Source organism: Klebsiella sp. R390, from assembly GCF_051131745.1.
Lineage (GTDB): Bacteria > Pseudomonadota > Gammaproteobacteria > Enterobacterales > Enterobacteriaceae > Klebsiella.
Genome location: NZ_CP180445.1, coordinates 1,608,061 through 1,630,690, shown reverse-complemented (window position 1 = coordinate 1,630,690; position 22,630 = coordinate 1,608,061). Strand labels below are relative to the sequence as shown.

The following is a 22,630-nucleotide window of genomic DNA, read 5'->3' as shown; positions in this document are numbered from 1 at the left end:
GACGACGAAAGGGGATGAGATAAAGTCCGGAGTCGCTAAGACTTTTTCCTGGTCAGGTGCCGCTTAGTTGCAAATTTGTGGGCAGGTTAACAATTACCCGCGTGCCGTGCTGCGATTCGAGGCTCAACGCTCCGCCGAGGGCGCTGACCCGTTCGCGCATCCCCTGAATGCCAAATCCGGCTATTTTGTCAGGGCTGATACCGACGCCGTTATCCTTCACTTCCAGGCGTAACGTCTCGCCCTGCTGAAGCAGGGTAATCACCACTTCGCTGGCACCGGCATGTTTGCAGATGTTATTCAGCAGCTCCTGCAGCAGCCGGTAGAGGGTAAAGCGCACGGTTTCGCTTTCCGGCGTGGCGGTCAGGCGGTAGTCAAACTGACAGCGAATGCCGCGTTCGGCAAACGCGCAGTCGTTAAGCAGGTGCAGTAGCGCCTCTCTGAACGACAGCTCGTCAAGAGCCGGCGGGCGTAGCTGGCGCAGCAGCTGGCGGGTGGAGTGATGGATCCGCCGGGCGAGATCGTTAATCTGGCTGGCGGCCGCCTGGGTCTGCGCCGGATCCTGCGAGCGCTTAACCAGCTGGGACTGAATCTGAATGGCGGTAATGTTTTGCCCGATCTCATCGTGCAGCTCACGCGCCAGGCTTTTGCGGGTGTCTTCTTCGGTGTGGATCAGCTTTTCGGTCAGCGCCCGCCGCGCGGCCAGTTCGGCCTCCAGCCGCTGGCGGTAGTGGTGCAGGTTCTGCGCCAGGTGCTGCTGGCGGCTGATGGCGATGCCCAGCCCGATACCGAGCAGCGCCTGGGTCGCCAGAAAAATCTCCAGTTCAACCAGATTGCTGAACCCGACGCCAACCTGGCGGGCGATGGTGATCATCATGCTGCCCAGCAGGCCGGAGAGTACGCCGCCCTGCCAGCCAAACTTCCAGGCCATCACCACGTTGGGGAGAAACACCACGATCAGCAACAGCCGCTCAATTTCCGGCGACAACACCATCTGGGTGCCGATGCCGATGATAAAGAACAGGCTGCACCAGATAATCAGCGAGGTGCGAAGCGGTGGATTACTGGTATCCAGCCCCAGCAGGTGGTAGCGGTGCTGCTGGCGTAAAAATTCAAAGATCAGGTAGACGAACGGCGTCAGCAGCACGCCGCCGGTAAAGGCGGCCAGCCCGAGCAACATTGCCGGGCTTTCCACCAGCGGCGACAGCAGGGCGGTGTTCAGTAACGCCGCGGCGGTTACCGTCGCCAGCAGCAGCGTCAGCCGCTGCCAGTACAGGGGAAAACGGTGCCAGAAGGTCTGGGCGAGGCGAGCGGGAAGCAGATTAATCAACGGGCTGGCCAGCAGGGCATAGCCGCTGAGCAGCTGTTCGCCGTGTAGCCACCACAGCATTACCATGGGCGGTAGCATCAGGGCCGGCCAGTAGCGGCGGGAGAGGAGGATCAGCAGCGCCAGATAGACCCCGTGCGGCAGGAACAGCGCCGCCTGTTGGCCGTTGTGGGTCAGGTAAAATCCCAACGTCCACAGCATTAGCCAACCGCTCCCCCAGGCCAGCACGATGAACAGCGAGATCACCCAATAGCGGAGATTGCGCGACATCAATGGCCGGTCAGCAGCTGGTGATCGAGGGCAAAATGGACCAGATCTATCGTGCTCTGGCACTGTAGCTTGCCTAACACGTTCGCACGATGCACGTGCACGGTTTTATGGCTAAGCTCGAGGCGGTAGGCTATCTCCTTGACGCTATCGCCTTTCACTAACAGATCAAACACTTCACGTTCACGTGGCGTGAGGATGTCCAGTACCGGTGACGGCTGTTGCCCGCCGCGCAAAGCGCGCAGCGCATCGGCGCACAGGTAGTGGCCGCCTAGCCCGACAGAGCGCACCGCCTGCACCAGCTCTTCCGGCCCGCAGCGCTTGGTTAAATAGCCGCTGGCGCCGGCATCCAGGGCGCTCTGCACAAAGGTCGGGGTATCGTAGATACTCAGGATGATGGCGCGAAAGTCGGGTTTCTGGGCGCGCAGGCGTTTCAGCAGGCTCAGGCCGTTTTCGTCCGGCATGGCGATATCGATCACCGCCACGTTGATGTCATCGCGCAGCAGGGCTGGCCATGCCTGCGCCGCGCAGCTGTACTGGCCCGCAACATCAAGGCCCTCTTCGAGACTGAGCAATTGCGCAAAGCCGGAGCGCACCACCACATGATCGTCAACCAGCACCACTCGAATCATGTTTCTTCTCTCTTAGCAGATCATGGCGCCTATGATGCCTGCCGCCGCTGCGCTGGCAATCAGTCTGGTGCAGTTATGCAATGAATGTAACAAAATCGTAATACACGTCATCCTTCCCGCGGCCTCTTTGCCGCTTCCTGAATGAATTTTTGTATAAGCATTGCCGGTTTTTTTCTAAAAACGCTTTGTTCTTAGCAAGAATTTTTAATTACTTCATCAAACGCATCAGGCCGGAAATACTGCTCCCATAACATACACGTCCCTAAATAATTCGAGCGCAGCCAACGTGCATGCGGCTCGAAATATGACGGGAGATAAGGGAAGCAGACACTATGGCATTAACATCGCGCATCACACTGATTACCGCCCTGGCCCTCGCCGCATTCCAGGCCCAGGCGGTCAACGTCACCGTGGCCTATCAGACCTCTGCTGAACCGGCGAAAGTCGCGCAGGCGGATAACACCTTTGCGAAAACCAGCGGCGCTACCGTGGACTGGCGCAAATTCGATAGCGGGTCGAGCATCGTGCGCGCGCTGGCCTCCGGCGATGTGCAAATCGGTAACCTCGGTTCCAGCCCGCTGGCGGTGGCCGCCAGCCAGCAGGTGCCGGTTGAAGTCTTCCTGCTGGCGTCGAAGCTTGGCAATTCCGAAGCGCTGGTGGTGAAAAAGAGCATCACTAAACCCGAAGATCTGATCGGCAAACGTATCGCGGTGCCGTTTATCTCCACCACCCACTACAGCCTGCTGTCGGCGCTGAAACACTGGGGCATTAAGCCTGGCCAGGTGCAGATCATCAACCTGCAGCCACCGGCGATTATTGCCGCCTGGCAGCGCGGTGACATTGACGGTGCCTACGTCTGGGCGCCGGCGGTGAACGAGCTGGAAAAAGAGGGTACCGTGCTGACCGATTCGTCGCAGGTGGGCGAGTGGGGCGCACCGACGCTGGATGTCTGGGTGGTTCGCAAAGATTTTGCCGAGCAGCATCCTGACATCGTGAAAGCCTTTGCGAAGAGCGCGATCGAGGCCCAGCAAGCCTACATCGCCAATCCGGAGCAGTGGCTGAAGCAGCCGGATAACATCAGCAAACTGGCGCGCCTGAGCGGCGTGCCGGATGTCGATGTTCCGGGGCTGGTGAAGGGCAATACCTATCTGACCGCCGCCCAGCAGGCGCAGGCGCTGAATGGTCCGGTGAACGAGGCGATCGTCGATACTGCGAAGTTCCTCAAAGAGCAGGGCAAAGTGCCCGCCGCCGGTAGCGACTACAGCCAGTTCGTCACCGATCGTTTTGTGAAGTAAGGGGGCTTTGATGCTGCAAATCTCGCATCTTTCTGCCGATTACGCGGGTAAACCGGCGCTGGCAGATATCAACCTGACGCTGGACAGCGGCGAATTGTTGGTGGTCCTCGGGCCATCCGGCTGTGGCAAAACCACGCTGTTGAACCTGATTGCCGGATTTGTGCCTTACCAGCACGGCAGCATCACCCTGGAAGGAAAGCGGGTTGAGGGACCGGGCGCCGAACGCGGCGTGGTGTTTCAACATGAAGGGCTGCTGCCGTGGCGTAACGTGCAGGATAACGTTGCCCTCGGGCTGCAGCTGGCGGGCGTGGACAAAACCGTGCGCCGGGAAACGGCGGCACGGATGCTGAAAAAAGTCGGGCTGGAAGGGGCGGGGAAACGCTTTATCTGGCAACTCTCCGGCGGCCAGCGCCAGCGGGTCGGCATTGCCAGAGCGCTGGCGGCAAACCCGCAACTGCTGTTGCTCGATGAGCCGTTTGGTGCGCTGGATGCTTTCACCCGCGAACAGATGCAAACCCTGCTGCTCAGCCTGTGGCATGAGACGGGAAAACAGGTACTGCTGATTACTCACGATATCGAAGAGGCGGTGTTTATGGCCACCGAGCTGGTGCTGCTGTCGCCGGGGCCGGGGCGGGTGCTGGAGCGTTTGCCGCTCAATTTTGGTCGCCGTTTTGTTGCCGGGGAGTCCTGCCGCAGCATCAAATCCGACCCGCTGTTTATCGAACAGCGTGAATACGTCCTGAGCCGGGTATTTGAACAACGGGAGGCCTTCTCATGAGCGTCGTGATCAATGATAAACCGCGCCCGCGGGCGTTGAAGTGGCGCTGGCCGCTGTCCCGTCAGCTGACGTTGAGCTTCTCGACGCTGGTGGTGCTGCTGGCGGTCTGGTGGGGCGTGACCGCCGTTGGGCTGATTAGCCCGTTGTTTCTTCCGCCGCCGGAGCAGGTATTTCATAAGCTGCTGGTGATTGCCGGGCCGCAGGGCTTTATGGATGCCACGCTGTGGCAGCATCTGGCCGCGAGCCTGACGCGGATCGTGATCGCCCTGGCGGCGGCGACGATCGTTGGCATTCCGGTAGGGATCGCGATGGGGCTGAATCCGACGGTGCGCGGGATCCTCGATCCTCTCATTGAACTGTATCGCCCGGTGCCGCCGCTGGCGTGGTTGCCGCTGGTGATTATCTGGTTCGGGATCGGCGAGACGCCAAAAATATTACTGATCTATCTCGCGATTTTCGCCCCGGTGGTGATGGCGACGCTGGCGGGCGTGAAAAGCGCCCAGCCGGTACGCATTCGCGCGGCGCAATCCTTAGGCGCCAGCCGGGCGCAGGTGCTGTGGCTGGTGATCCTGCCCGGCGCGTTACCGGAAATTCTGACCGGGCTGCGTATCGGGCTTGGGGTTGGCTGGTCAACGCTGGTGGCCGCGGAGCTGATTGCCGCCACCCGCGGCTTAGGTTTTATGGTGCAATCTGCTGGTGAATTCCTTGCCACCGATGTGGTGCTGGCCGGCATTGCGGTGATAGCGATTATCGCGTTTCTGTTAGAACTGGGACTGCGCGCGTTGCAGCGCCGACTGACGCCCTGGCATGGAGAAATACAATGAGTGAACGTCTGAGCATTACCCCGCTGGGGCCGTATATTGGCGCGCAAATTACCGGTGCCGATCTGGCCCGTCCGCTGAACGATAACCAGTTTGAGCAGCTGTATCATGCGGTGCTGCGTCATCAGGTGGTGTTCCTGCGTGGGCAGCACATCACCCCGCAGCAGCAGCGCGATCTGGCGTTGCGCTTTGGCGATCTGCATATTCATCCGGTGTATCCGCACGCGCCGGGCGTGGATGAGATCATTGTGCTCGATACCCATGACGATAATCCGCCGGATAACGATAACTGGCATACCGATGTGACGTTTATTGAGACGCCGCCTGCCGGGGCTATTCTGGCGGCGAAGGAGCTGCCGGTGACCGGGGGCGATACGCTGTGGACCAGCGGCGTGGCTGCTTACGAGGCGCTCTCTGCACCGTTTCGTCAGCTACTCAGCGGGCTGCAGGCGGAGCATGATTTCCGTAAATCGTTCCAGGAGTATAAATACCGCAAAACCGAGGCGGAGCATCAACGCTGGCTGGAGGCGGTGAGCAAGAACCCACCGCTGTTGCACCCGGTGGTGCGTACCCATCCGGTGACCGGCAAGCAGGCGCTGTTCGTGAACGAAGGGTTTACCACCCGCATTGTCGACGTGACGGAAAAAGAGAGCGAGGCGCTGTTAAATTTCCTGTTTGCCCATATCACGAAGCCGGAGTTTCAGGTGCGCTGGCGCTGGCAGCCTGACGATGTGGCCATCTGGGATAACCGGGTGACGCAACACTACGCCAATGCCGATTACCTGCCGCAGCGGCGCATCATGCACCGGGCGACTATCCTTGGTGACAAACCCTATTACCGGGCTACGGCTCAGCGTGATGTTGAGGCTTTGTAGCCCGGCTGGCGTAACGTGCGGCCTCCGGGAAGAGAGCCGTTACGCCGACTTTTGCGCGTCCAGATGGGTGCCAATATAGCGCTGGTAGCGATTCGCTTTCAGATAGGTCAAATCCACCAGCACCAGGCCATCGACGCAGTTGTTGAAATCCGGGTCGCTGCCGAAATCGATAAACTGCACGCCGCCCGGTTCGCAGACCTCAGAATACTGTTTATACAGTGGTGGAATGGCGCAGCCGAGATTGCCTAACAGCGACTTCAGCCTCGTCAGATCCTCGTTATAATCTTCGCCCCCGAACTGCGCCAGAACGTCGGGCAGCGAGGCGGGATATGGCCGACGGGACTCCGCTAGCGGATGCGTGGCCGGGAACCACAGGCGATAAAAAGCCACCAGTAGATCGCGTGCTGCAGGCGGCAGGCCGCCGGAAATAGAGACCGGGCCAAACAAGTACCGGTAGTGCGGGTAGCGCGCCAGGTAGGCCCCGATGCCGGACCACAGGTAATCGAGCCCACGGCGTCCCCAGTAACGCGGCTGGATAAAGCTGCGCCCCAGTTCGATGCCGTGAGTCAGGATATCCTCCATCCTCGCATCGTAATGAAACAGGCTGTAGCTGTAGATCCCTTCCAGCCCGCGTTTTTCCCGCTGCTGGCCGGTGGGCATAAAACGGTAGGCACCAACGATCTCCAGGTCTTCTTCATCCCACAGAATCAGATGCAGATAATCGTCGTCATACCCGTCGACGTCGCGTCGTTTGCCGCTACCTTCACCGACCGCACGAAAGGCAATTTCTCGCAGGCGGCCCAGCTCGCGTAGCAGCGGGGCATCCTCCTGCTCCTGACGCTGCCACAGATAGATCATTTTGCCGTCTGCCGTGCGCCCCAGGCATTCGGTCTGGCTGAGCTCGCGCTTGAGCAGCGCACGGTCTTCCGGTCGGGCAATCGCGCTTTCGGTTTTAAATATGCCTGGCAGGCCCTTGCCCAGCCGTTCGACATGGCGATAACAGCGATCCGCCAGTTCGCGGGGCGAGGCCTGCGGCTGGTACCAGGAGGACCAGGCAATTTGTTGGCCGATGCCGATCGGCAGGCTGCTGTTGCGGCGACGGAACATCTGCTGCATCAGCAGCAGCATCGGCAGGTTGTCGGAGAGCAGCGTGCTGGCATAAAACAGCGCGCTGTTATGGGCGCGGATCGAGACCGGAAGCAGCGGGGCGCGGTATTTGGTGGCCAGCTTGATAAAACCGGGGTGCCATTTTTTATCGCGAATACCGCGACGCGTCAGGCGCGAGACCTCGCCCGCCGGGAAAAAGATCAACACGCCGCCGTTCTGGAGCTGATGATCCATCTGCTGCAGGGCGGCTTTGGCGGTACGCCCGTTGATGTTATCGACAGGAATAAACAGCGAGCTGAGCGGCTCCAGATGGCTTAACAGGCGGTTGGTGACGACTTTGACATCGCGGCGCACGCGGGAGACTGCATAGAGTAGCGCGAGGCCGTCAAGCGTGCCGGTGGGATGATTTGAGACGATCACCAGCGGGCCGTGTTCGGGGATTTGTTCCAGATCGTGTGCCGAAATGGCGCAGCGGATATTGAGATGTTCGAGCACCTGTTCGACCGTATCAAGCCCTTTCAGATGGCGATGGCGAGCGGCAAATTGTTGAAACTCGTCTTCATGCAGTAATTTTTTGAGTAGTTTTTTTTGCCAGGGGGCAGGCCTCGCCTGAGGCCACAGGTCGTCGAGTACATTGTCGAGACTAAACATAGCGCTTCCTCCTCCGTCCTGCCCAGACAGTAGAAGGTGCAAATGTCGCTCAGATTACAGTTGGGTGAACATTGCGTATCGCGGTATGCAGGTATGTTCCCGGATGGCGGTGCAGGCACCTTATCCGGGCTACAGTGCACGAGTATGTAGCCCCGGTCAGCGCAGCGCCACCGGGGGAGATGACCTTCAACGCTCTCCGCAGGGGAAATCATCCTTCTCTCCGCCCCAGTCTGCAGGATATAACCCTAACCGCACATCCCGATGAAAGGTTGAAAAAGGCCAGTCTTGTACCTGGTGTACCCAGCCATGTTTGAGCGGATTCATGTAGATATAGTCAATATGACGCCGGTAGTCCTGCTGATGTCGAATCGTGTGTTCCCAGAATCGAGGCTGCCAGACCCGGTGCAGTTTCAATGCACGGGTAAACCCTCTTTTTATGTCCCGCCAGCGAGCAGAAAAATCACAATCATGTTCAGGCAACGTCCAGATGCAATGCAGGTGTTCCGGCAGGACGACCCATGCATCGATAATAAACGGCTTGCGTTGTTTGACGGTGAGAATCGCGCGGCGTAATTCCCTGATTTCCTGAGTCAGAAGTGAGCTTCTTCTGTTGCGCAAATTGACGGTGAAAAACCAGGTTCCACCTTGAATGTAGTTACGACGATAGGCGACCACGGCGAGCTCCTTGCTCAGAACGGATTACGTGAGAGCAGGAAGATAAATGCGGAGAGATGCAGAAACAACGACCACGGGAAAAGAATGGAAAGGCGCTCGTAAAATACCCGTAACCGCAGCGAGACCAGGGCATCCCCGGAGGCGGCGCGTGGCGCCTGTCCGGGCTACAAGGCTACATCATCGCGGTGGGCTGTAGCCCCGGTCAGCGTAGCGCCACCGGGGGGGCCTGACGGGAAATTAACGCAGGATTTTCTTCTCGGCCAGATCGAGGGCGAAATAGCTGAAGATCAGATCTGCCCCGGCACGTTTAATGGCGCCAAGACTTTCCAGTACCACTTTTTCTTCATCAATAGCGCCTGCCTGGGCGGCAAACTTGATCATCGCGTATTCACCGCTGACCTGATACGCACCGAGCGGCAGGTCACTGCGTTCACGGATATCACGCAGGATATCCAGGTAGGCGCCAGCCGGTTTGACCATCAGGCAATCTGCTCCCTGGGCCTCGTCCAGCAGGGATTCACGAATCGCTTCGCGGCGGTTCATTGGGCTCATCTGATAGGTTTTACGATCGCCTTTCAGCGCGGTGCCGGCTGCTTCACGGAACGGGCCGTAGAACGATGAGGCAAACTTGGTGGAGTAGGACATGATGGCGGTATTGGTGAAGCCAGCAACGTCCAGCGCGTGGCGAATGGCCTGCACCTGACCGTCCATGGCGGCGGATGGCGCAATAAAATCGGCGCCAGCGGCTGCGGCAACCACCGCCTGCTTACCCAGATTCTCCAGAGTGGCATCGTTGTCGACGCCGTGGTCGCACAACACGCCGCAGTGGCCGTGTGAGGTGTATTCGCAGAAGCAGGTATCGGACATCACGATCATCTCCGGTACCGCGTCCTTACTGATGCGGGACATACGCGCCACCAGGCCGTTCTCATTCCAGGCATCGCTGCCGGTTGCATCGGTATGGTGGGAAATACCGAAGGTCATTACCGAGCGGATACCGGCGTTGGCGATGCGTTCGATTTCGCGGGCCAGGTATTTCTCTGGAATACGCATCACGCCAGGCATCGCTTCGATGGCTTTGTAATCGTCGATTTCTTCTTCAACAAAGATCGGCAACACCAGGTCGTTCAAACTCAGTGTTGTCTCTTCAAACATAGCGCGCAGGGAAGCAGATTGACGCAAACGGCGGGGGCGAGTGATTAAATCTGTCATGGTTTGCCTGATTTTGTGAAATGAAAAACCGTAGTATACCTGAACCAGGGTACGAACGTTTTACGAAAGTGGCTTAAACCCGGCCTTGCCAGGGGCGATCGTTGAGCCGAATAGTGCACGTCAGACTGTAATGCATATCATGATTATTATATTTACAGCTTATGAATTCATTATTTTTCTATTTTAAATAATTATTTATTTTATTTTTACATGCGTCGTGGGTTATTTATTTGTTGTTGTTTTATTTACTGTTGAATATATCTATGTATTGAATGGATGCCTTTTTGATGGTTAATTAAATGAAATTAATGCCTTTAATTTATGAAGCCTAAAGGTGTGTTGGTGGGTTAATTGTCCGGATTCGGACTTTGTCTAAAGAATAATTGAACCTTTCGTTGCGGTCGCCGCATAATCGCTCTTGCGAAGTGTAATATTCTTCTATGCATTGATAATTGATGGATCAACTATATTACGTCCCTGAGGAGGGATGACAAATGCACCTTTGGAAAAATAAATTTGTAGTTTCACAATTAGCATTTGCCTGCACATTGGCAATCACCTCTCAGGCAAGTGCTTTTACTAATCTATCTGGAACTGACTACACCACCTTTAGCCACCATAACGACGCATCCTATACGGATGATGTTTACTATAAAGGCTACGTCGGCTGGAATAACTATGCGACGAATAGCATTTATAACGGTGATATTTATCCGGTAATTAATAAGTCTGTCGTTCATGGCGTTATTTCTACCTACTATCTGGATGATGGCCTTTCTACCAACTCAAATAGCAATAGCCTGACCATTAAAGACAGCACCATTCACGGGATGATAACCTCTGAGTGCATGACGACCAACTGTACGAATCGTGATGCCACGGGTTATGTTTATGATCGTCTGGCGCTGACCGTTGATAATTCGACTATTGATGATAACTATGAGCATTATACCTATAACGGCACGCACGCTGATGGTTCTGCAGATACTCATGTTGTCGACATTTACGATCTGGGGACCGCAATTACTCTGGATCAAGAAGTTGACCTGGTCATTAAAAATAACTCCCACGTGGCGGGGATCTCGCTGACTCAGGGTTATGAGTGGCAAGATATTCACGACAACACCGTCAGTACAGGCGTTAACAGCAGCGAAGTGTTTAACAACACGATCGATGTTGCGAACTCCACCGTGACTTCTGGTTCATGGTCAGACGAAGGGACCTCTGGCTGGTTTGGTAACAACAATAACGCCAGCGATTACAACGGCTCTAACGGGAATGGCGTTTTTAACGCCGATGATGTCGCGATCTCTGCGATTGCCAATCCGCATGCGGATAACGCGATGCAGACGACCGTTAACCTCACCAACTCTACCTTAATGGGGGATGTCTTATTCTCCAGCAACTTTGACCATAATTTCTTCCCGAACGGCGCGGACAGCTATCGTGACACCGATTCTGCGGTAGACACCAACGGTTGGGATGGCACCGATCGTATGGATGTTACGCTGAATAACGGCAGTAAGTGGGTCGGTGCTGCCATTTCCGCGCATCAGGTTGATTCTGATGGTGATGGCGTTTACGACAGCTTTGACGTCGGCACCGAAGCGACGGCAACGTTGCTTGATATCACAGCGAACAGCCTGTGGCCATGGTCAACCTATGGGATCGACAACAGCAACTCGGCCTATAACGAAGGCGACCACATTGTTGGCAACGAAGTCTATCAGAGTGGCCTGTTCAATGTGACGCTGAACAACGGCTCACGCTGGGACACCACCAAAACCTCTCTGATTGATACGTTGAACATCAACAGCGGCTCTCTGGTGAACGTCGCGGATTCTACGCTGGTTTCTGACGCTATCTCTCTGACCGGCGGCTCTGCGCTGACGATCAAGGAAGACGGTCATGTCGCGACCAACGCGTTGACTATCAACAACAGTACCGTAACGATTGCCGATGATGTAGCTTCTGGCTGGGGGGAGGGTGATGCCGCGCTGTATGCCAACACCGTTAATATCACTAACGATGGTGTTCTCGATGTGGGCAAGAGCACCGCGTACGCGCTGCACGCCGATACGCTGAACCTGACCAGCTCGACGGATGCAAAAGGAAAAGTCCATGCTGGCGTGTTCAATGTTAACAGCAACCGTTTCGTACTGAACGCCGATCTCACGAACGATCGTACTCGTGATACTACTAAGTCCAACTACGGTTACGGCATTATCGCCATGAACTCTGATGGTCACCTGACCATTAACGGCAATGGCGATGCCGACACCACTTCCGATCAGTCTGAAGTGGATAACGCGGGCGATAAAGTGGCGGCGGCGACCGGCAACTATAAAGTTCGTATTGATAACGCAACGGGTACTGGTTCTGTCGCCGATTACAAAGGCAAAGAGCTGGTCTATGTTAACGACAAAAACAGCACGGCTACCTTCTCTGCGGCGAACAAAGCCGATCTCGGCGCCTATACCTATGAGGCTAAGCAGGTGGGCAACACCGTCGTGATGGCGCAGCGGTCACTGACCGATTACGCGAACATGGCGCTGAGCATCCCGTCTGCTAACACCAATATCTGGAATCTGCAGCAGGATACCGTGGCAACACGTCTGACCCATTCTCGTCATGGTCTGGCTGACAACGGCGGCGCCTGGGGTAGCTACTTCGGTGGTAACTTTGACGGTAGCAACGGCACCATCAACTACGATCAGGATGCTAGCGGCGTCATGGTGGGCCTGGATACCAAAATTGATGGTAACTATGCCAGGTGGATCGTCGGGGCGGCTGCCGGCTTTGCCAAAGGCGACCTGAAGGATCGTACCGGCAAAGTAGATCAGGACAGCCAGACGGCTTACCTTTACTCGTCTGCGCGCTTTGCAAACAACGTCTTTGTTGATGGTTCTTTGAACTACTCTCACTTCAACAATGACCTGTCTGCCAATATGAGCAACGGCCAGTATGTCGATGGCAGCACCTCTTCTGATGCCTGGGGCTTCGGTCTGAAACTGGGTTACGATGCAAAACTGGGTGATGCAGGTTATGTGACGCCGTACGGCAGCATATCGGGTCTGTTCCAGTCTGGTGACGATTATCGTCTGAGCAATGGCATGAAAGTTGGCGATCAGTCTTACGATAGCCTGCGCTACGAACTGGGTGTTGATGCCGGTTATTCCTTCGCTTACAGCGATGACCAGGCACTGACGCCTTACTTCAGACTGGCCTACGTTTATGACGACGCGAATAACCACACCAGAGTCAACGGCGATTCTATCAATAACGGCACCGAAGGTTCTGCGGTACGTGTTGGGCTGGGTACTCAGTTCAGCTTTACCCGTAATTTCAGCGCCTATACTGATGTGAATTACCTCGGTGGCGGCGATGTTGATCAAGACTGGGCTGCGAATGTCGGGGTTAAATACACCTGGTAAGTTGGTTTGCCGTGATATAAACATCGACAATGAGTTAATCTAAAATACGCCCGTCAAATATTTGACGGGCGTATTATCTTCAGGAGTGTGTAATGCTATTGCTGAATAAACCACTCAATGAATTTGATCGGTTAAATCGGTGTTTTTCAACCTATGGCACCCATTTCGATTTTTATGGTGAAAAGCAGGTTATATTCTCGAACGATATATATTGCAACAACACGATCGTGATTTTATCTGGCACCGTCTCTTTGCACAGAGACGAAAGCATACTCGTTGGTATCGCGCAGGCCCCCTTTATTATTGGTCTGGCAGAAGGGGTAATGAAAAATGAGGCGAAATATACGTTAATGACCGAAGGGGAGTGTACGGGATTCAGCCTGCCATCCTCACAGGCAATGACGCTCATTGATCAGAATAATTTGTGGCGCGACGCATTTTGCTGGCTGGTATGGCATAGCCGCATTATGGAACTCCGCGACCAGCAACTCATTGGTAATAATTCCTACGAGCAAATTCGCGCCATGCTACTGTCGATGAACGACTGGGATGAGCAATTACGTTCTCGTATTGGTGTTATGAATTATATCCAGCAAAAAACCTGTATCTCACGTTCTGTGGTGGCTGAAGTGCTCGCCGCCCTGCGTAAGGGCGGCTATATCGAAATGAAGAAAGGCAAGCTGGTTTGTATCAATCATTTGCCTTCGGAGTACTGATCAGGATTCAGGCGCCGGAGCCGGCTGTCCGCCGCTCAACTCGCTGACCAGGTCGTTGATACCGTTGCTCATATTACTAAAGCGGGTCAACGATGAGCGGGTGACGACGACAAACGCACCGATGTTTGCCTGTGGATTCATCGCCATATAGGTAATAAACCCGCCACCGCCGCCGGTTTTCTGAATAATGCCCGGCTGACCATTTTTAGGTTTCATATAGACCCAACCGAGACCGAGCGCATCGGCTTTGCCCGGCACGTCCATCCCGATAACGCGGGTGAGCTGACTACGTTGATAAATCAGCGTTTGCATACGGTCGGCCTGTTGTCCGCGGGTATAAAAATCGGAGGAGAGGAACTGCTGCATCCAGCGCATCATGTCGCCCGGCGTCGAGTACACGCCGCCGCTGCCGATAGCCGCCAGGGTATTGTTACACGGGCTGGCGCCTTTCTCGGCAACCATCAGGCGTCCGCACTGGTTCGGTGACGGCGTAAAGGTGGTGTCTTTCATCCCCAGCGGACGAGTGATCTGCTCTTCAAACAGCTGCGGGTAGGGTTTACCAGACGCGGTGGAGAGGGCGTCTGCCAGCAGATCAAACGCGAGGTTTGAGTAGGCTGCCTGAGTGCCGGGCGCTGCTTTCAGCGATGCCGTTGACAGCCATGACCAGCGTTGATCGCGGGTTGGCCAGACGAAGACCGGACGATGTGCTGCCCCGCCCGGCTGCTCACGCGGTAGGGCGCTGGTATGGGTTGCCAGGTTTACCAGCGTAATCGGGGTTCCCTGGTAGGTCGGAACCCGGGCTCCCGGCGGCGCATATTTGCTGAGCGGATCGTTAAGCTTCACGACGCCCTGATCGAGCATCTTCACCAGCATCTCGCTGGTCATCAGTTTACTTAGTGACGCAATGCGGATCACCGAATCCAGCTGCGGATGCTCATTGTTGCCCGGGCGCGTTTCGCCAAAACTGCGGAAAACACGCTGATTACCGTCGATAACCACCAGCGCCATACCGGTGGCACCGCTGCCGTAATAGATATGGTTGGCGTAACGATCGACAACATCGGCAGCAAATTCAGGGTCAACGATCGGTTGAGCTGCCTGGACCGAGGTCCACGACGCCGCGCAAAGTGCAGCAAAAACAAGCAGACTACGTTTCAACGGTGGTATCCATAATGATGAGTAGAAATATAGAACGTATTTATACTACGAAGTGAGGCGGAGCGATGTGCAATAACGACAATATTTCGCGGAAAAACGTAACCGTGGGTAAAAAGGATTTTTTTATGATTTCAGATATTCGCATTGCCCGGCGGACGCGTATGATGAGTCTTTGATTTATCAGGTCATGAGAGAGAAAAATGGCGGCTCAACGGGTGGTAATGGTAGTTGATATGCAAAATGGCGTTTTTGCGACGCCGCGCATTGAGCGTGAGCGCTGCGTTACCCAGATTAACCATCTGATACGCGCCGCGGATCGCGTTATTTTTATTCAGCATGCTGAGGACGGCGGTCTGGAGGAGGGCAGTGACGGGTTTGCACTGCTGGCGGAGCTGGAACACCCTGCAGACTCCATTCATGTCACCAAAACAGCCTGCGATGCCTTCTATAACACTCGACTTGAACAGGTCTTGCGCGAGCAGGGGATCCAGCAGTTCGTGATTTGTGGCTGCGCGACTGATTATTGCGTCGATACCACCATCAAAAATGGCGCCAGTCGCGGCTATGCCATCACCGTTGCCGAAGATGCGCACACCACGGCCAATCGTCCCGCTGCGCCGGCTAAAATACTCATCGACCACTACAACGACGTCTGGCGTACCTTAACCGTACCCGGCAATCCTTTACATGTGAAACCCGTAGAAACAATTCTGACTGAATGGCGGACGAACTAAGCCACTGATTTTCGGTCTTATCACCCAACCACTTTCCACGGCTGCCGCCACTATGCAGCAGGTATACTCGTGGTACACAGCATAGCCAGAATGATAAAGCAGTTAGCAGGAGTACATGATGTTTAAATCTTTTTTCCCCAAACCGGGGCCATTTTTTCTCTCAGTTCTTGTCTGGTCGCTGATTGCCGTGATCTTCTGGCAGGCGGGAGGAGGTGACTGGCTGCTGCGTTTAACCGGAGCCTCGCAGAACGTTGCCATCAGTGCCGCGCGTTTCTGGTCGCTGAACTATCTGGTCTTTTACGCTTACTATGCGCTCTGCGTGGGTATTTTTGCTCTGTTCTGGTTTATTTATAGCCCGCATCGCTGGCAATACTGGTCGATTCTCGGGACCTCGCTGATTATTTTTGTCACCTGGTTCCTGGTAGAAGTCGGGGTGGCGATTAACGCCTGGTATGCGCCGTTCTACGATCTTATCCAGACCGCCCTGGCGACGCCGCATAAGGTCAGCATTAACCAGTTTTATCAGGAAATTGGCGTGTTCCTCGGGATTGCCATCATTGCGGTAATCATTGGGGTGATGAACAACTTCTTCGTCAGCCACTATGTCTTCCGCTGGCGTACGGCGATGAACGAACACTATATGGCGCACTGGCATCATCTGCGTCATATCGAAGGTGCTGCCCAGCGTGTGCAGGAAGATACCATGCGCTTTGCCTCCACCCTTGAAGATATGGGCGTCAGCTTTATCAACGCTGTCATGACCCTGATTGCCTTCTTGCCGGTACTGGTAACCCTGTCCGAACATGTGCCGGATCTGCCGATTGTCGGCCATCTGCCCTATGGCCTGGTGATTGCGGCGATCGTGTGGTCCCTGATGGGGACTGGCTTGCTGGCGGTGGTCGGGATCAAGCTGCCGGGGCTGGAATTTAAAAACCAGCGTGTCGAAGCGGCGTATCGTAAAGAGCTGGTGTACGGGGAAGATGATGCCGCGCGCGCTACGCCGCCGACGGTGCGGGAGCTGTTCAGCGCCGTGCGTCGCAACTATTTCCGCCTCTATTTCCACTACATGTACTTCAACATCGCGCGGATTCTGTACCTGCAGGTGGATAACGTTTTCGGTTTGTTCCTGCTGTTTCCGTCGATTGTTGCCGGTACCATAACGCTGGGTCTGATGACGCAGATCACCAACGTTTTCGGTCAGGTACGCGGTTCGTTCCAGTATCTGATTAGCTCGTGGACCACGCTGGTGGAACTGATGTCCATCTACAAACGTCTGCGCAGCTTTGAGCGCGAACTCGACGGTAAAGATCTGCAGCCAGTGACCCAAACGTTGAGTTAACCCTGAAACCCCCATGACAGAGGCAGACTGAAGGATGATGCGTAGACAAGGAAAGTGCAGGACCACCGCGGTACCACGTCGTGTTTCGTGCGCGCTGACGCTGCTAGCCGGGGGGATCCTCAGCGCCTGTACCAGCCAGCAGGCGCCGGTGCTGAAAGAGGGTGAAAAGGCCGTTGACGTGGCGACGGTGGTGCGGCAGAAAATGCCCGCCAGCGTCAAAGACAGGGAGCAATGGGCGCAGGCGATAGCCAAAGCTTTTGAGAGCCAGAAGCTGGCCCCGACGGAAGAGAACGTCTGCTCGGTGCTGGCTGTCGCCCAGCAGGAATCCAACTATCAATCGGATCCGGCGGTGCCAGGGCTCAATAAAATTGCCTGGCAGGAGATCGACCGCCGGGCTGAGAAACTGCACATCCCGGTGTTCCTCGTGCATACCGCGCTGAAAATTTCTTCGCCCAACGGCAAGAGCTACAGCGAGCGGCTGGACAGCGTGAAAACGGAGAAACAGCTCAGCGCCGTGTTTGATGATTTTATCGGTATGGTGCCGATGGGGCAGAAACTGTTTGGCTCACTCAACCCGGTACACACCGGTGGCCCGATGCAGGTGAGCATTGCCTTCGCCCAACAGCATACCGATGGCTATCCGTGGAAAATCGACGGGACCGTGCGTCAGGAGGTGTTCAGCCTGCGCGGTGGCCTGTGGTTTGGGACCTATCATCTGCTCAACTACCCGGCGAATTATAGCGTACCGTTATACCGCTTTGCCGATTTCAACGCTGGCTGGTACGCCAGTCGGAATGCCGCGTTCCAGAATGCGGTCAGTAAGGCGACTGGCGTGAAGCTGGCGCTGGATGGCGATCTCATTCGTTATGATAGCGATGAAGCAGGAACGACGGAGCTGGCGGTACGCCGCTTAGCCGGGTCCCTGAAGATGAGCGATGATGATATCCACCGTCAGTTGAAACAGGGCGACAGCCTGGCGTTTGAAAAAACCGATCTCTATCAGCAGGTTTTCCGTCTGGCGGATAAGAAAGCCGGCAAAGCGCTGCCGCGCGAGATACTGCCTGGGATCCAGCTTGAGAGTCCTAAAATTACGCGTAATCTGACGACGGCGTGGTTTGCCAAGCGGGTAGATGAACGACGCGCCAGTTGTATGGCGCGCCGCTAGCGGTTGTTGCTCCAGCGCAGGATAAGCCCTAACACCCCAATCAGCATGCAGCCGAGCAGAAAAGGGATCAGCCCAAACAATGTCCCCACCGCCAGGCCAATCTGGATGCGCGGTGCGTTGTTGTCCTGGATTTGCATCAGGTGCTCAAAAACGCCAGGAGCATGCACCAGCATGCTTAACATTTGCGCGCCAGCCCAGAAGCAGAACAGGACAAACAGGGTGTAGGCGATATTGCTGCTGGTGATGGCCCCTCTTTTTTTGCTGCTAAAAATAGATTTTGAAAAGGCGAATTCAGCCATTTAACCCTCCGAACCTCACTGAGCTGCTGCCTTTACATAGCAGCATGTCGATGATTCTGGCAGCGAGCGCGCGCAGGCAGTATCAGATTGCTGCTAATTTCCGACCAGGAATAGTCCTGTTTTTTGCCCGGCATCCTGCTGAAGACCAGGCTGCGAAAAGTAGAGCGGCATCCCAATGTTTGATAATTCTCCGCGCCGCTACAGACCGCGAATTCCGGCTGTGCGAAGATGCGTTTTTTGTTGTCGGAGTGGTTATGAAACTCACTGAAAAAATCCGCCGTGACTGGCATTACTATGCGTTTGCGCTGGGGTTAATTTTTATTCTGAACGGCGTGGTCGGGCTGGTGGGGTTTGAAACGCAGGGCTGGCAATCCTATGCCGTCGGGCTGGTGACCTGGGTGATTAGCTTTTGGATCGCGGGGAAGATTATTCGTCGTCGCCAGACCGAAGAGGCCTAGCGCAGGCTGAGGACAGTCCGGGTAGGGCGACACGCGCCGCTACCCGGGAAGCACATTAGTTCATTGATGTTTTGAGCGCGCGGTCTGCCGCATGGCGCTCCAGCGCCAGTTCAATCAGGCGGCTGATCAGGCTGGTGTAGTCCAGCCCGCTGGCCTGCCACAGTTTCGGATACATGCTGATGTTGGTAAACCCTGGCAGGGTGTTGATTTCATTGATGATGACTTCATCGTCCTGGGTCAGGAAGACATCGACGCGCGCCATGCCGCTGCAGCCCAACGTCTGATAAGCACGCACGGCAATTTCACGGATCTTATCGTTGATTGCGTCAGAGATAGCGGCAGGAACCACCACTTTGGCTCCCTGATCGTCAATATACTTGGTGTCGTAGGCGTAGAACTCGCTGTTGAGAACGATTTCGCCACAGGTACTGGCCTGCGGATAGTCGTTGCCCAGTACCGCACATTCAATTTCACGCCCCTTAATTCCTTGTTCAACGACAACTTTATGGTCGAATTCAAAGGCCAAATCTACCGCTTGCTGATATTGCGCTTCGTTGTTTACCTTGCTGACACCAACCGATGAACCCTGATTCGCAGGTTTGACAAACAGCGGCAGGCCCAGTTTTCCCTGCACCTGCGCGAAGCTGAGCTGCTGACGGTTGGCGCGGGTTAAGGTGATGAATGGGGCAATCGACAGCCCGGCGTCGCGCAGCAGACGCTTGGTCACGTCTTTATCCATGCAGGCCGCGGAGCCGAGCACATCGGAACCGACGAACGGCAGGTTGGCCATGCGCAGCATACCCTGCAGTGAGCCGTCTTCTCCGAGGGTGCCGTGAACGATCGGGAAAATCACGTCGATGGCGGCCAGCGGTTGCCCGCTGTCGGCATTGATCAGCTGCTGTGCCTCACGACCTGGGATTTGCGCCAGCGTGACGTCTGAAGGACGTAGCGCGATACGGGCTGGATCCTGCGGGTTTAACAGGTAGTTACCGGCGTCGTTGATATGCCAGAGTCCCTGTTTATCAATTCCGAGCAGAACCACGTCAAAGCGCGTTTTATCAATCGCTTCCACGATATTCTTCGCTGACTGCAGCGACACTTCATGTTCTGCCGACTTGCCGCCAAAAACGATCCCAACCCTCATCTTAGCCATTTCAACTTCCATCCAGATAACATCAAAGCACATAACATAGCATGTGAAATGACGGCATGGCTGCCAGAATCTCACTCTCTGAAAGCAGGGGGTTAAAAGCTGTGCGTTGAATCGGCTCCCGGGTCCGTTGGTGGGGTGGTCTCAGCACAACACGCTGAGGGTTGGCCGGTTGGTGCTTATTTTCCCCGACGAAATAACGTATTGGACGATAAAGCACTAAACTCATCGTCAGCGCATCTCTGGTAATACGTCGCCGCCAGGAAATTGCTAAGCTAGATAATAATTCACAAAAAATTAATGAATACGTGTAGTTATGGAATCCTGGAAGGTCAATCTTATCTCCGTCTGGTTCGGTTGTTTCTTTACCGGTCTGGCGATCAGTCAAATTCTCCCCTTTTTGCCGCTCTATGTTTCTCAGCTCGGCGTGACTTCGCATGAGGCGCTGTCAATGTGGTCGGGGCTGACGTTTAGCGTCACTTTCCTCGTGTCGGCGATTGTCTCCCCCATGTGGGGCAGCCTGGCGGATCGAAAAGGGCGCAAGCTGATGCTGCTGCGTGCCTCCCTCGGCATGGCGATTGCGATTCTGCTCCAGGCCTTTGCGACCAACGTCTGGCAGCTGTTTATTCTGCGCGCGATAATGGGGCTGACCTCTGGCTATATCCCGAATGCCATGGCGCTGGTGGCCTCTCAGGTTCCGCGAGAGCGCAGCGGCTGGGCGCTCAGTACGCTCTCCACCGCGCAAATCAGCGGCGTGATTGGTGGGCCGCTGCTCGGCGGTTTTCTCGCCGACCACGTTGGCCTGCGGGCGGTGTTTTTCATCACCGCGATCCTGCTGACGGTGAGTTTCCTTGTCACTTTGTTCCTGATTAAAGAAGGGGTCCGCCCGCAAACCAGCAAAGCCGACCGCTTAAGCGGCCGGGAAGTATTTGCCTCGCTGCCGTACCCTGGGCTGGTCATTAGCCTGTTCTTCACCACCCTGGTGATCCAGCTCTGCAATGGCTCCATCGGGCCTATTCTGGCGCTGTTTATCAAATCGATGGCGCCGGACAGCAACAATATCGCCTTTCTTGCCGGGATGATTGCCGCAGTGCCGGGGGTCTCCGCGCTGATATCCGCGCCGCGTCTGGGCAAACTTGGCGATCGGATCGGTACCTCACGAATTTTACTGGCGACGCTGGGCTGCGCAGTAGTGATGTTCTTCGCCATGTCGTTTGTCACTACGCCGCTGCAGTTAGGGATTTTGCGCTTTTTACTGGGCTTTGCCGATGGCGCGATGCTGCCCGCGGTACAAACCCTGCTGCTCAAGTACTGCAGCGATAACGTCACCGGGCGCATCTTCGGCTATAACCAGTCGTTTATGTACCTCGGTAACGTCGTCGGCCCGCTGATTGGCGCCTCGGTCTCGGCGATGGCTGGTTTCCGCTGGGTGTTTATTGCAACCGCCATTATCGTGCTGATTAACCTCTGGCAGCTGGCCGTGATGTTGCGCCGCAGCCGCCGTACCGCCGCGTAATACTGCTTCCCACGGCGTTTACGCGAGAGCGTAAATGCCGTGGCGAGATCGTTTCCTCCCGCAAATGCATCACCGATCACAAATTGATCATTTTCCCTTCAGGTATGCTTTAATTTTCTACTGTTACGCGTATACAGTTACGCATAACAGTCACAGAAAAAGACATTTCTATGAAAAATCTATTCGATTTATCCGGCAAGCGTGCCCTGATTACCGGCTCCGCCCGGGGGATTGGTAACCTGCTGGCCGAGGGATTAGCCGAGTACGGGGCGGAGGTGATTATTAATGACCGTACTCAGGAGAAAGCGGATCGTGCGGCTGAGGCGCTGGTCGCCCTCGGGTACCGTGCGACGGGGGTAGCCTTTGATGTCACCCGCCGTGTCGAAGTCGAGCGGGCCATCGGCCACATCGAAGCAGAGATCGGGCCGATTGATACTTTGATCAATAACGCTGGGATCCAGCGCCGCTATCCGTTTAGTGAATTTCCTGAAGAAGAGTGGGATCAGGTAATCGAGGTCAACCAGAAAGGCGTATTTCTGGTCTCACAGCAGGTGGTGAAATATATGATGGCGCGCCGGGGCGGTAAAATTATCAATATTTGTTCCATGCAGAGTGAATTAGGACGTAAGACCATTACGCCGTATGCCGCATCGAAAGGGGCGGTAAAAATGCTCACCCGCGGCATGTGTGTGGAGCTGGCGGAATATAATATTCAGGTTAATGGTATCGCCCCTGGCTATTTTGCAACGGAGATGACCAGCGCATTAGTGAATGACCCGGAGTTTTCTGCCTGGTTATATCAACGCACCCCGGCCGCCCGCTGGGGAAAACCGGAAGAGTTAATTGGCGCCGCGGTGTATCTGGCCTCCCCGGCGGCAAATTTTGTTAATGGCCATCTGCTGTTTGTTGATGGCGGGATGCTCGCCGCCGTGTAACCGTGTAACCGTGTTGTCGTGTATCGGGCAGCTCTGCCTGCCTGATATACGGTGAAACCCAGAATAATTAAACCCATTTGATTACATCG

At 55.4% G+C, this 22,630-nt stretch carries 20 protein-coding genes; 12 read left to right on the top strand and 8 right to left on the bottom strand.

Going from position 1 to position 22,630, the window contains the following annotated elements:
• Nucleotides 1-52: 52 nt before the first annotated feature.
• Both ACMYSP_RS07615 and ACMYSP_RS07610 read right to left on the bottom strand, forming a co-directional pair.
• Nucleotides 53-1,594: an MASE1 domain-containing sensor histidine kinase gene (locus ACMYSP_RS07615; protein WP_434586222.1), complete on the bottom strand. Its 1,542-nt coding sequence runs from the start codon at nucleotides 1,592-1,594 to the stop codon at nucleotides 53-55.
• Nucleotides 1,594-2,223, bottom strand: coding sequence for a response regulator (locus ACMYSP_RS07610; RefSeq protein WP_434586221.1), 630 nt, complete (start codon nucleotides 2,221-2,223; stop codon nucleotides 1,594-1,596). The genes ACMYSP_RS07615 and ACMYSP_RS07610 overlap by 1 nt, the downstream gene beginning before the upstream one ends.
• 332 nt (nucleotides 2,224-2,555) lie before the next feature.
• On the opposite strand from ACMYSP_RS07610, the gene tauA reads away from it, so the two are divergent.
• The 4 genes from tauA to tauD are packed head-to-tail and all read left to right on the top strand — an operon-like array spanning nucleotide 2,556 to nucleotide 5,992.
• Nucleotides 2,556-3,518, top strand: a complete 963-nt coding sequence (gene tauA, locus ACMYSP_RS07605) for a taurine ABC transporter substrate-binding protein (RefSeq protein ID WP_434586220.1) — start codon at nucleotides 2,556-2,558, stop codon at nucleotides 3,516-3,518.
• 10 nt (nucleotides 3,519-3,528) lie between these two features.
• The gene (tauB, locus tag ACMYSP_RS07600; protein ID WP_434586219.1) at nucleotides 3,529-4,296 is read left to right on the top strand and encodes a taurine ABC transporter ATP-binding subunit; all 768 of its coding nucleotides are present in this window, start codon (nucleotides 3,529-3,531) and stop codon (nucleotides 4,294-4,296) included.
• Nucleotides 4,293-5,120, top strand: coding sequence for a taurine ABC transporter permease TauC (gene tauC, locus ACMYSP_RS07595; RefSeq protein ID WP_434586218.1), 828 nt, complete (start codon nucleotides 4,293-4,295; stop codon nucleotides 5,118-5,120). Before tauB ends, tauC begins: the two co-directional genes overlap by 4 nt.
• On the top strand, nucleotides 5,117-5,992 hold the full coding sequence (gene tauD / locus ACMYSP_RS07590) for a taurine dioxygenase (protein WP_434586217.1): 876 nt from the start codon (nucleotides 5,117-5,119) through the stop codon (nucleotides 5,990-5,992). Before tauC ends, tauD begins: the two co-directional genes overlap by 4 nt.
• A gap of 39 nt (nucleotides 5,993-6,031) precedes the next feature.
• On the opposite strand, the gene ACMYSP_RS07585 is transcribed toward tauD, so the two are convergent.
• The 3 genes from ACMYSP_RS07585 to hemB form a co-directional block, all read right to left on the bottom strand.
• On the bottom strand, nucleotides 6,032-7,750 hold the full coding sequence (locus tag ACMYSP_RS07585) for a lysophospholipid acyltransferase family protein (protein ID WP_434586216.1): 1,719 nt from the start codon (nucleotides 7,748-7,750) through the stop codon (nucleotides 6,032-6,034).
• A gap of 186 nt (nucleotides 7,751-7,936) precedes the next feature.
• Entirely contained in the window at nucleotides 7,937-8,425 is a 489-nt protein-coding gene (locus ACMYSP_RS07580; RefSeq protein ID WP_434586215.1) for an REP-associated tyrosine transposase, read from the bottom strand.
• Between the two features lie 237 nt (nucleotides 8,426-8,662).
• On the bottom strand, nucleotides 8,663-9,637 hold the full coding sequence (gene hemB / locus ACMYSP_RS07575) for a porphobilinogen synthase (protein ID WP_123755632.1): 975 nt from the start codon (nucleotides 9,635-9,637) through the stop codon (nucleotides 8,663-8,665).
• A 494-nt stretch (nucleotides 9,638-10,131) separates the two neighbouring features.
• Between hemB and ehaB the strand changes: the two genes are divergently transcribed.
• Together ehaB and ACMYSP_RS07565 are read left to right on the top strand one after the other, a co-directional pair.
• On the top strand, nucleotides 10,132-13,071 hold the full coding sequence (ehaB, locus tag ACMYSP_RS07570) for an autotransporter adhesin EhaB (protein WP_434586214.1): 2,940 nt from the start codon (nucleotides 10,132-10,134) through the stop codon (nucleotides 13,069-13,071).
• A 92-nt stretch (nucleotides 13,072-13,163) separates the two neighbouring features.
• Nucleotides 13,164-13,787 (top strand): helix-turn-helix domain-containing protein, encoded by a 624-nt coding sequence (locus tag ACMYSP_RS07565; RefSeq protein ID WP_434586213.1) that lies wholly within the window; start codon nucleotides 13,164-13,166, stop codon nucleotides 13,785-13,787.
• Here ACMYSP_RS07565 and ampH read toward each other — a convergent pair whose 3' ends face one another.
• Nucleotides 13,788-14,945, bottom strand: coding sequence for a D-alanyl-D-alanine-carboxypeptidase/endopeptidase AmpH (gene ampH, locus ACMYSP_RS07560; protein WP_434586212.1), 1,158 nt, complete (start codon nucleotides 14,943-14,945; stop codon nucleotides 13,788-13,790).
• Between the two features lie 221 nt (nucleotides 14,946-15,166).
• Between ampH and ACMYSP_RS07555 the strand changes: the two genes are divergently transcribed.
• From ACMYSP_RS07555 to ACMYSP_RS07545, 3 genes are all read left to right on the top strand, one after another.
• Nucleotides 15,167-15,679, top strand: a complete 513-nt coding sequence (locus tag ACMYSP_RS07555; RefSeq protein ID WP_434587037.1) for an isochorismatase family protein — start codon at nucleotides 15,167-15,169, stop codon at nucleotides 15,677-15,679.
• A 118-nt stretch (nucleotides 15,680-15,797) separates the two neighbouring features.
• On the top strand, nucleotides 15,798-17,018 hold the full coding sequence (sbmA, locus tag ACMYSP_RS07550) for a peptide antibiotic transporter SbmA (protein WP_434587036.1): 1,221 nt from the start codon (nucleotides 15,798-15,800) through the stop codon (nucleotides 17,016-17,018).
• A 37-nt stretch (nucleotides 17,019-17,055) separates the two neighbouring features.
• The gene (locus ACMYSP_RS07545; protein ID WP_434587035.1) at nucleotides 17,056-18,183 is read left to right on the top strand and encodes a DUF1615 domain-containing protein; all 1,128 of its coding nucleotides are present in this window, start codon (nucleotides 17,056-17,058) and stop codon (nucleotides 18,181-18,183) included.
• Here ACMYSP_RS07545 and ACMYSP_RS07540 read toward each other — a convergent pair.
• Entirely contained in the window at nucleotides 18,180-18,482 is a 303-nt protein-coding gene (locus tag ACMYSP_RS07540) for a DUF2755 family protein (RefSeq protein WP_434586211.1), read from the bottom strand. The two genes, ACMYSP_RS07545 and ACMYSP_RS07540, sit on opposite strands and share 4 nt — an antisense overlap.
• 254 nt (nucleotides 18,483-18,736) lie before the next feature.
• Here ACMYSP_RS07540 and ACMYSP_RS07535 point away from each other — a divergent pair, with 254 nt between their 5' ends.
• Nucleotides 18,737-18,940 (top strand): DUF2754 family protein, encoded by a 204-nt coding sequence (locus ACMYSP_RS07535; RefSeq protein WP_123755638.1) that lies wholly within the window; start codon nucleotides 18,737-18,739, stop codon nucleotides 18,938-18,940.
• Nucleotides 18,941-18,995: 55 nt separating this feature from the next.
• On the opposite strand, the gene ddlA is transcribed toward ACMYSP_RS07535, so the two are convergent.
• Nucleotides 18,996-20,093, bottom strand: coding sequence for a D-alanine--D-alanine ligase (gene ddlA / locus ACMYSP_RS07530; protein ID WP_434586210.1), 1,098 nt, complete (start codon nucleotides 20,091-20,093; stop codon nucleotides 18,996-18,998).
• Nucleotides 20,094-20,406: 313 nt separating this feature from the next.
• Between ddlA and ACMYSP_RS07525 the strand changes: the two genes are divergently transcribed.
• Both ACMYSP_RS07525 and idnO read left to right on the top strand, forming a co-directional pair.
• Complete coding sequence (locus ACMYSP_RS07525; protein ID WP_434586209.1) at nucleotides 20,407-21,606, top strand: multidrug efflux MFS transporter; 1,200 nt, start codon at nucleotides 20,407-20,409, stop codon at nucleotides 21,604-21,606.
• A gap of 170 nt (nucleotides 21,607-21,776) precedes the next feature.
• A complete protein-coding gene (gene idnO / locus ACMYSP_RS07520) occupies nucleotides 21,777-22,541 on the top strand; it encodes a gluconate 5-dehydrogenase (RefSeq protein ID WP_434586208.1) in 765 nt (254 codons plus the stop codon).
• The last annotated feature ends 89 nt before the right edge of the window (nucleotides 22,542-22,630 follow it).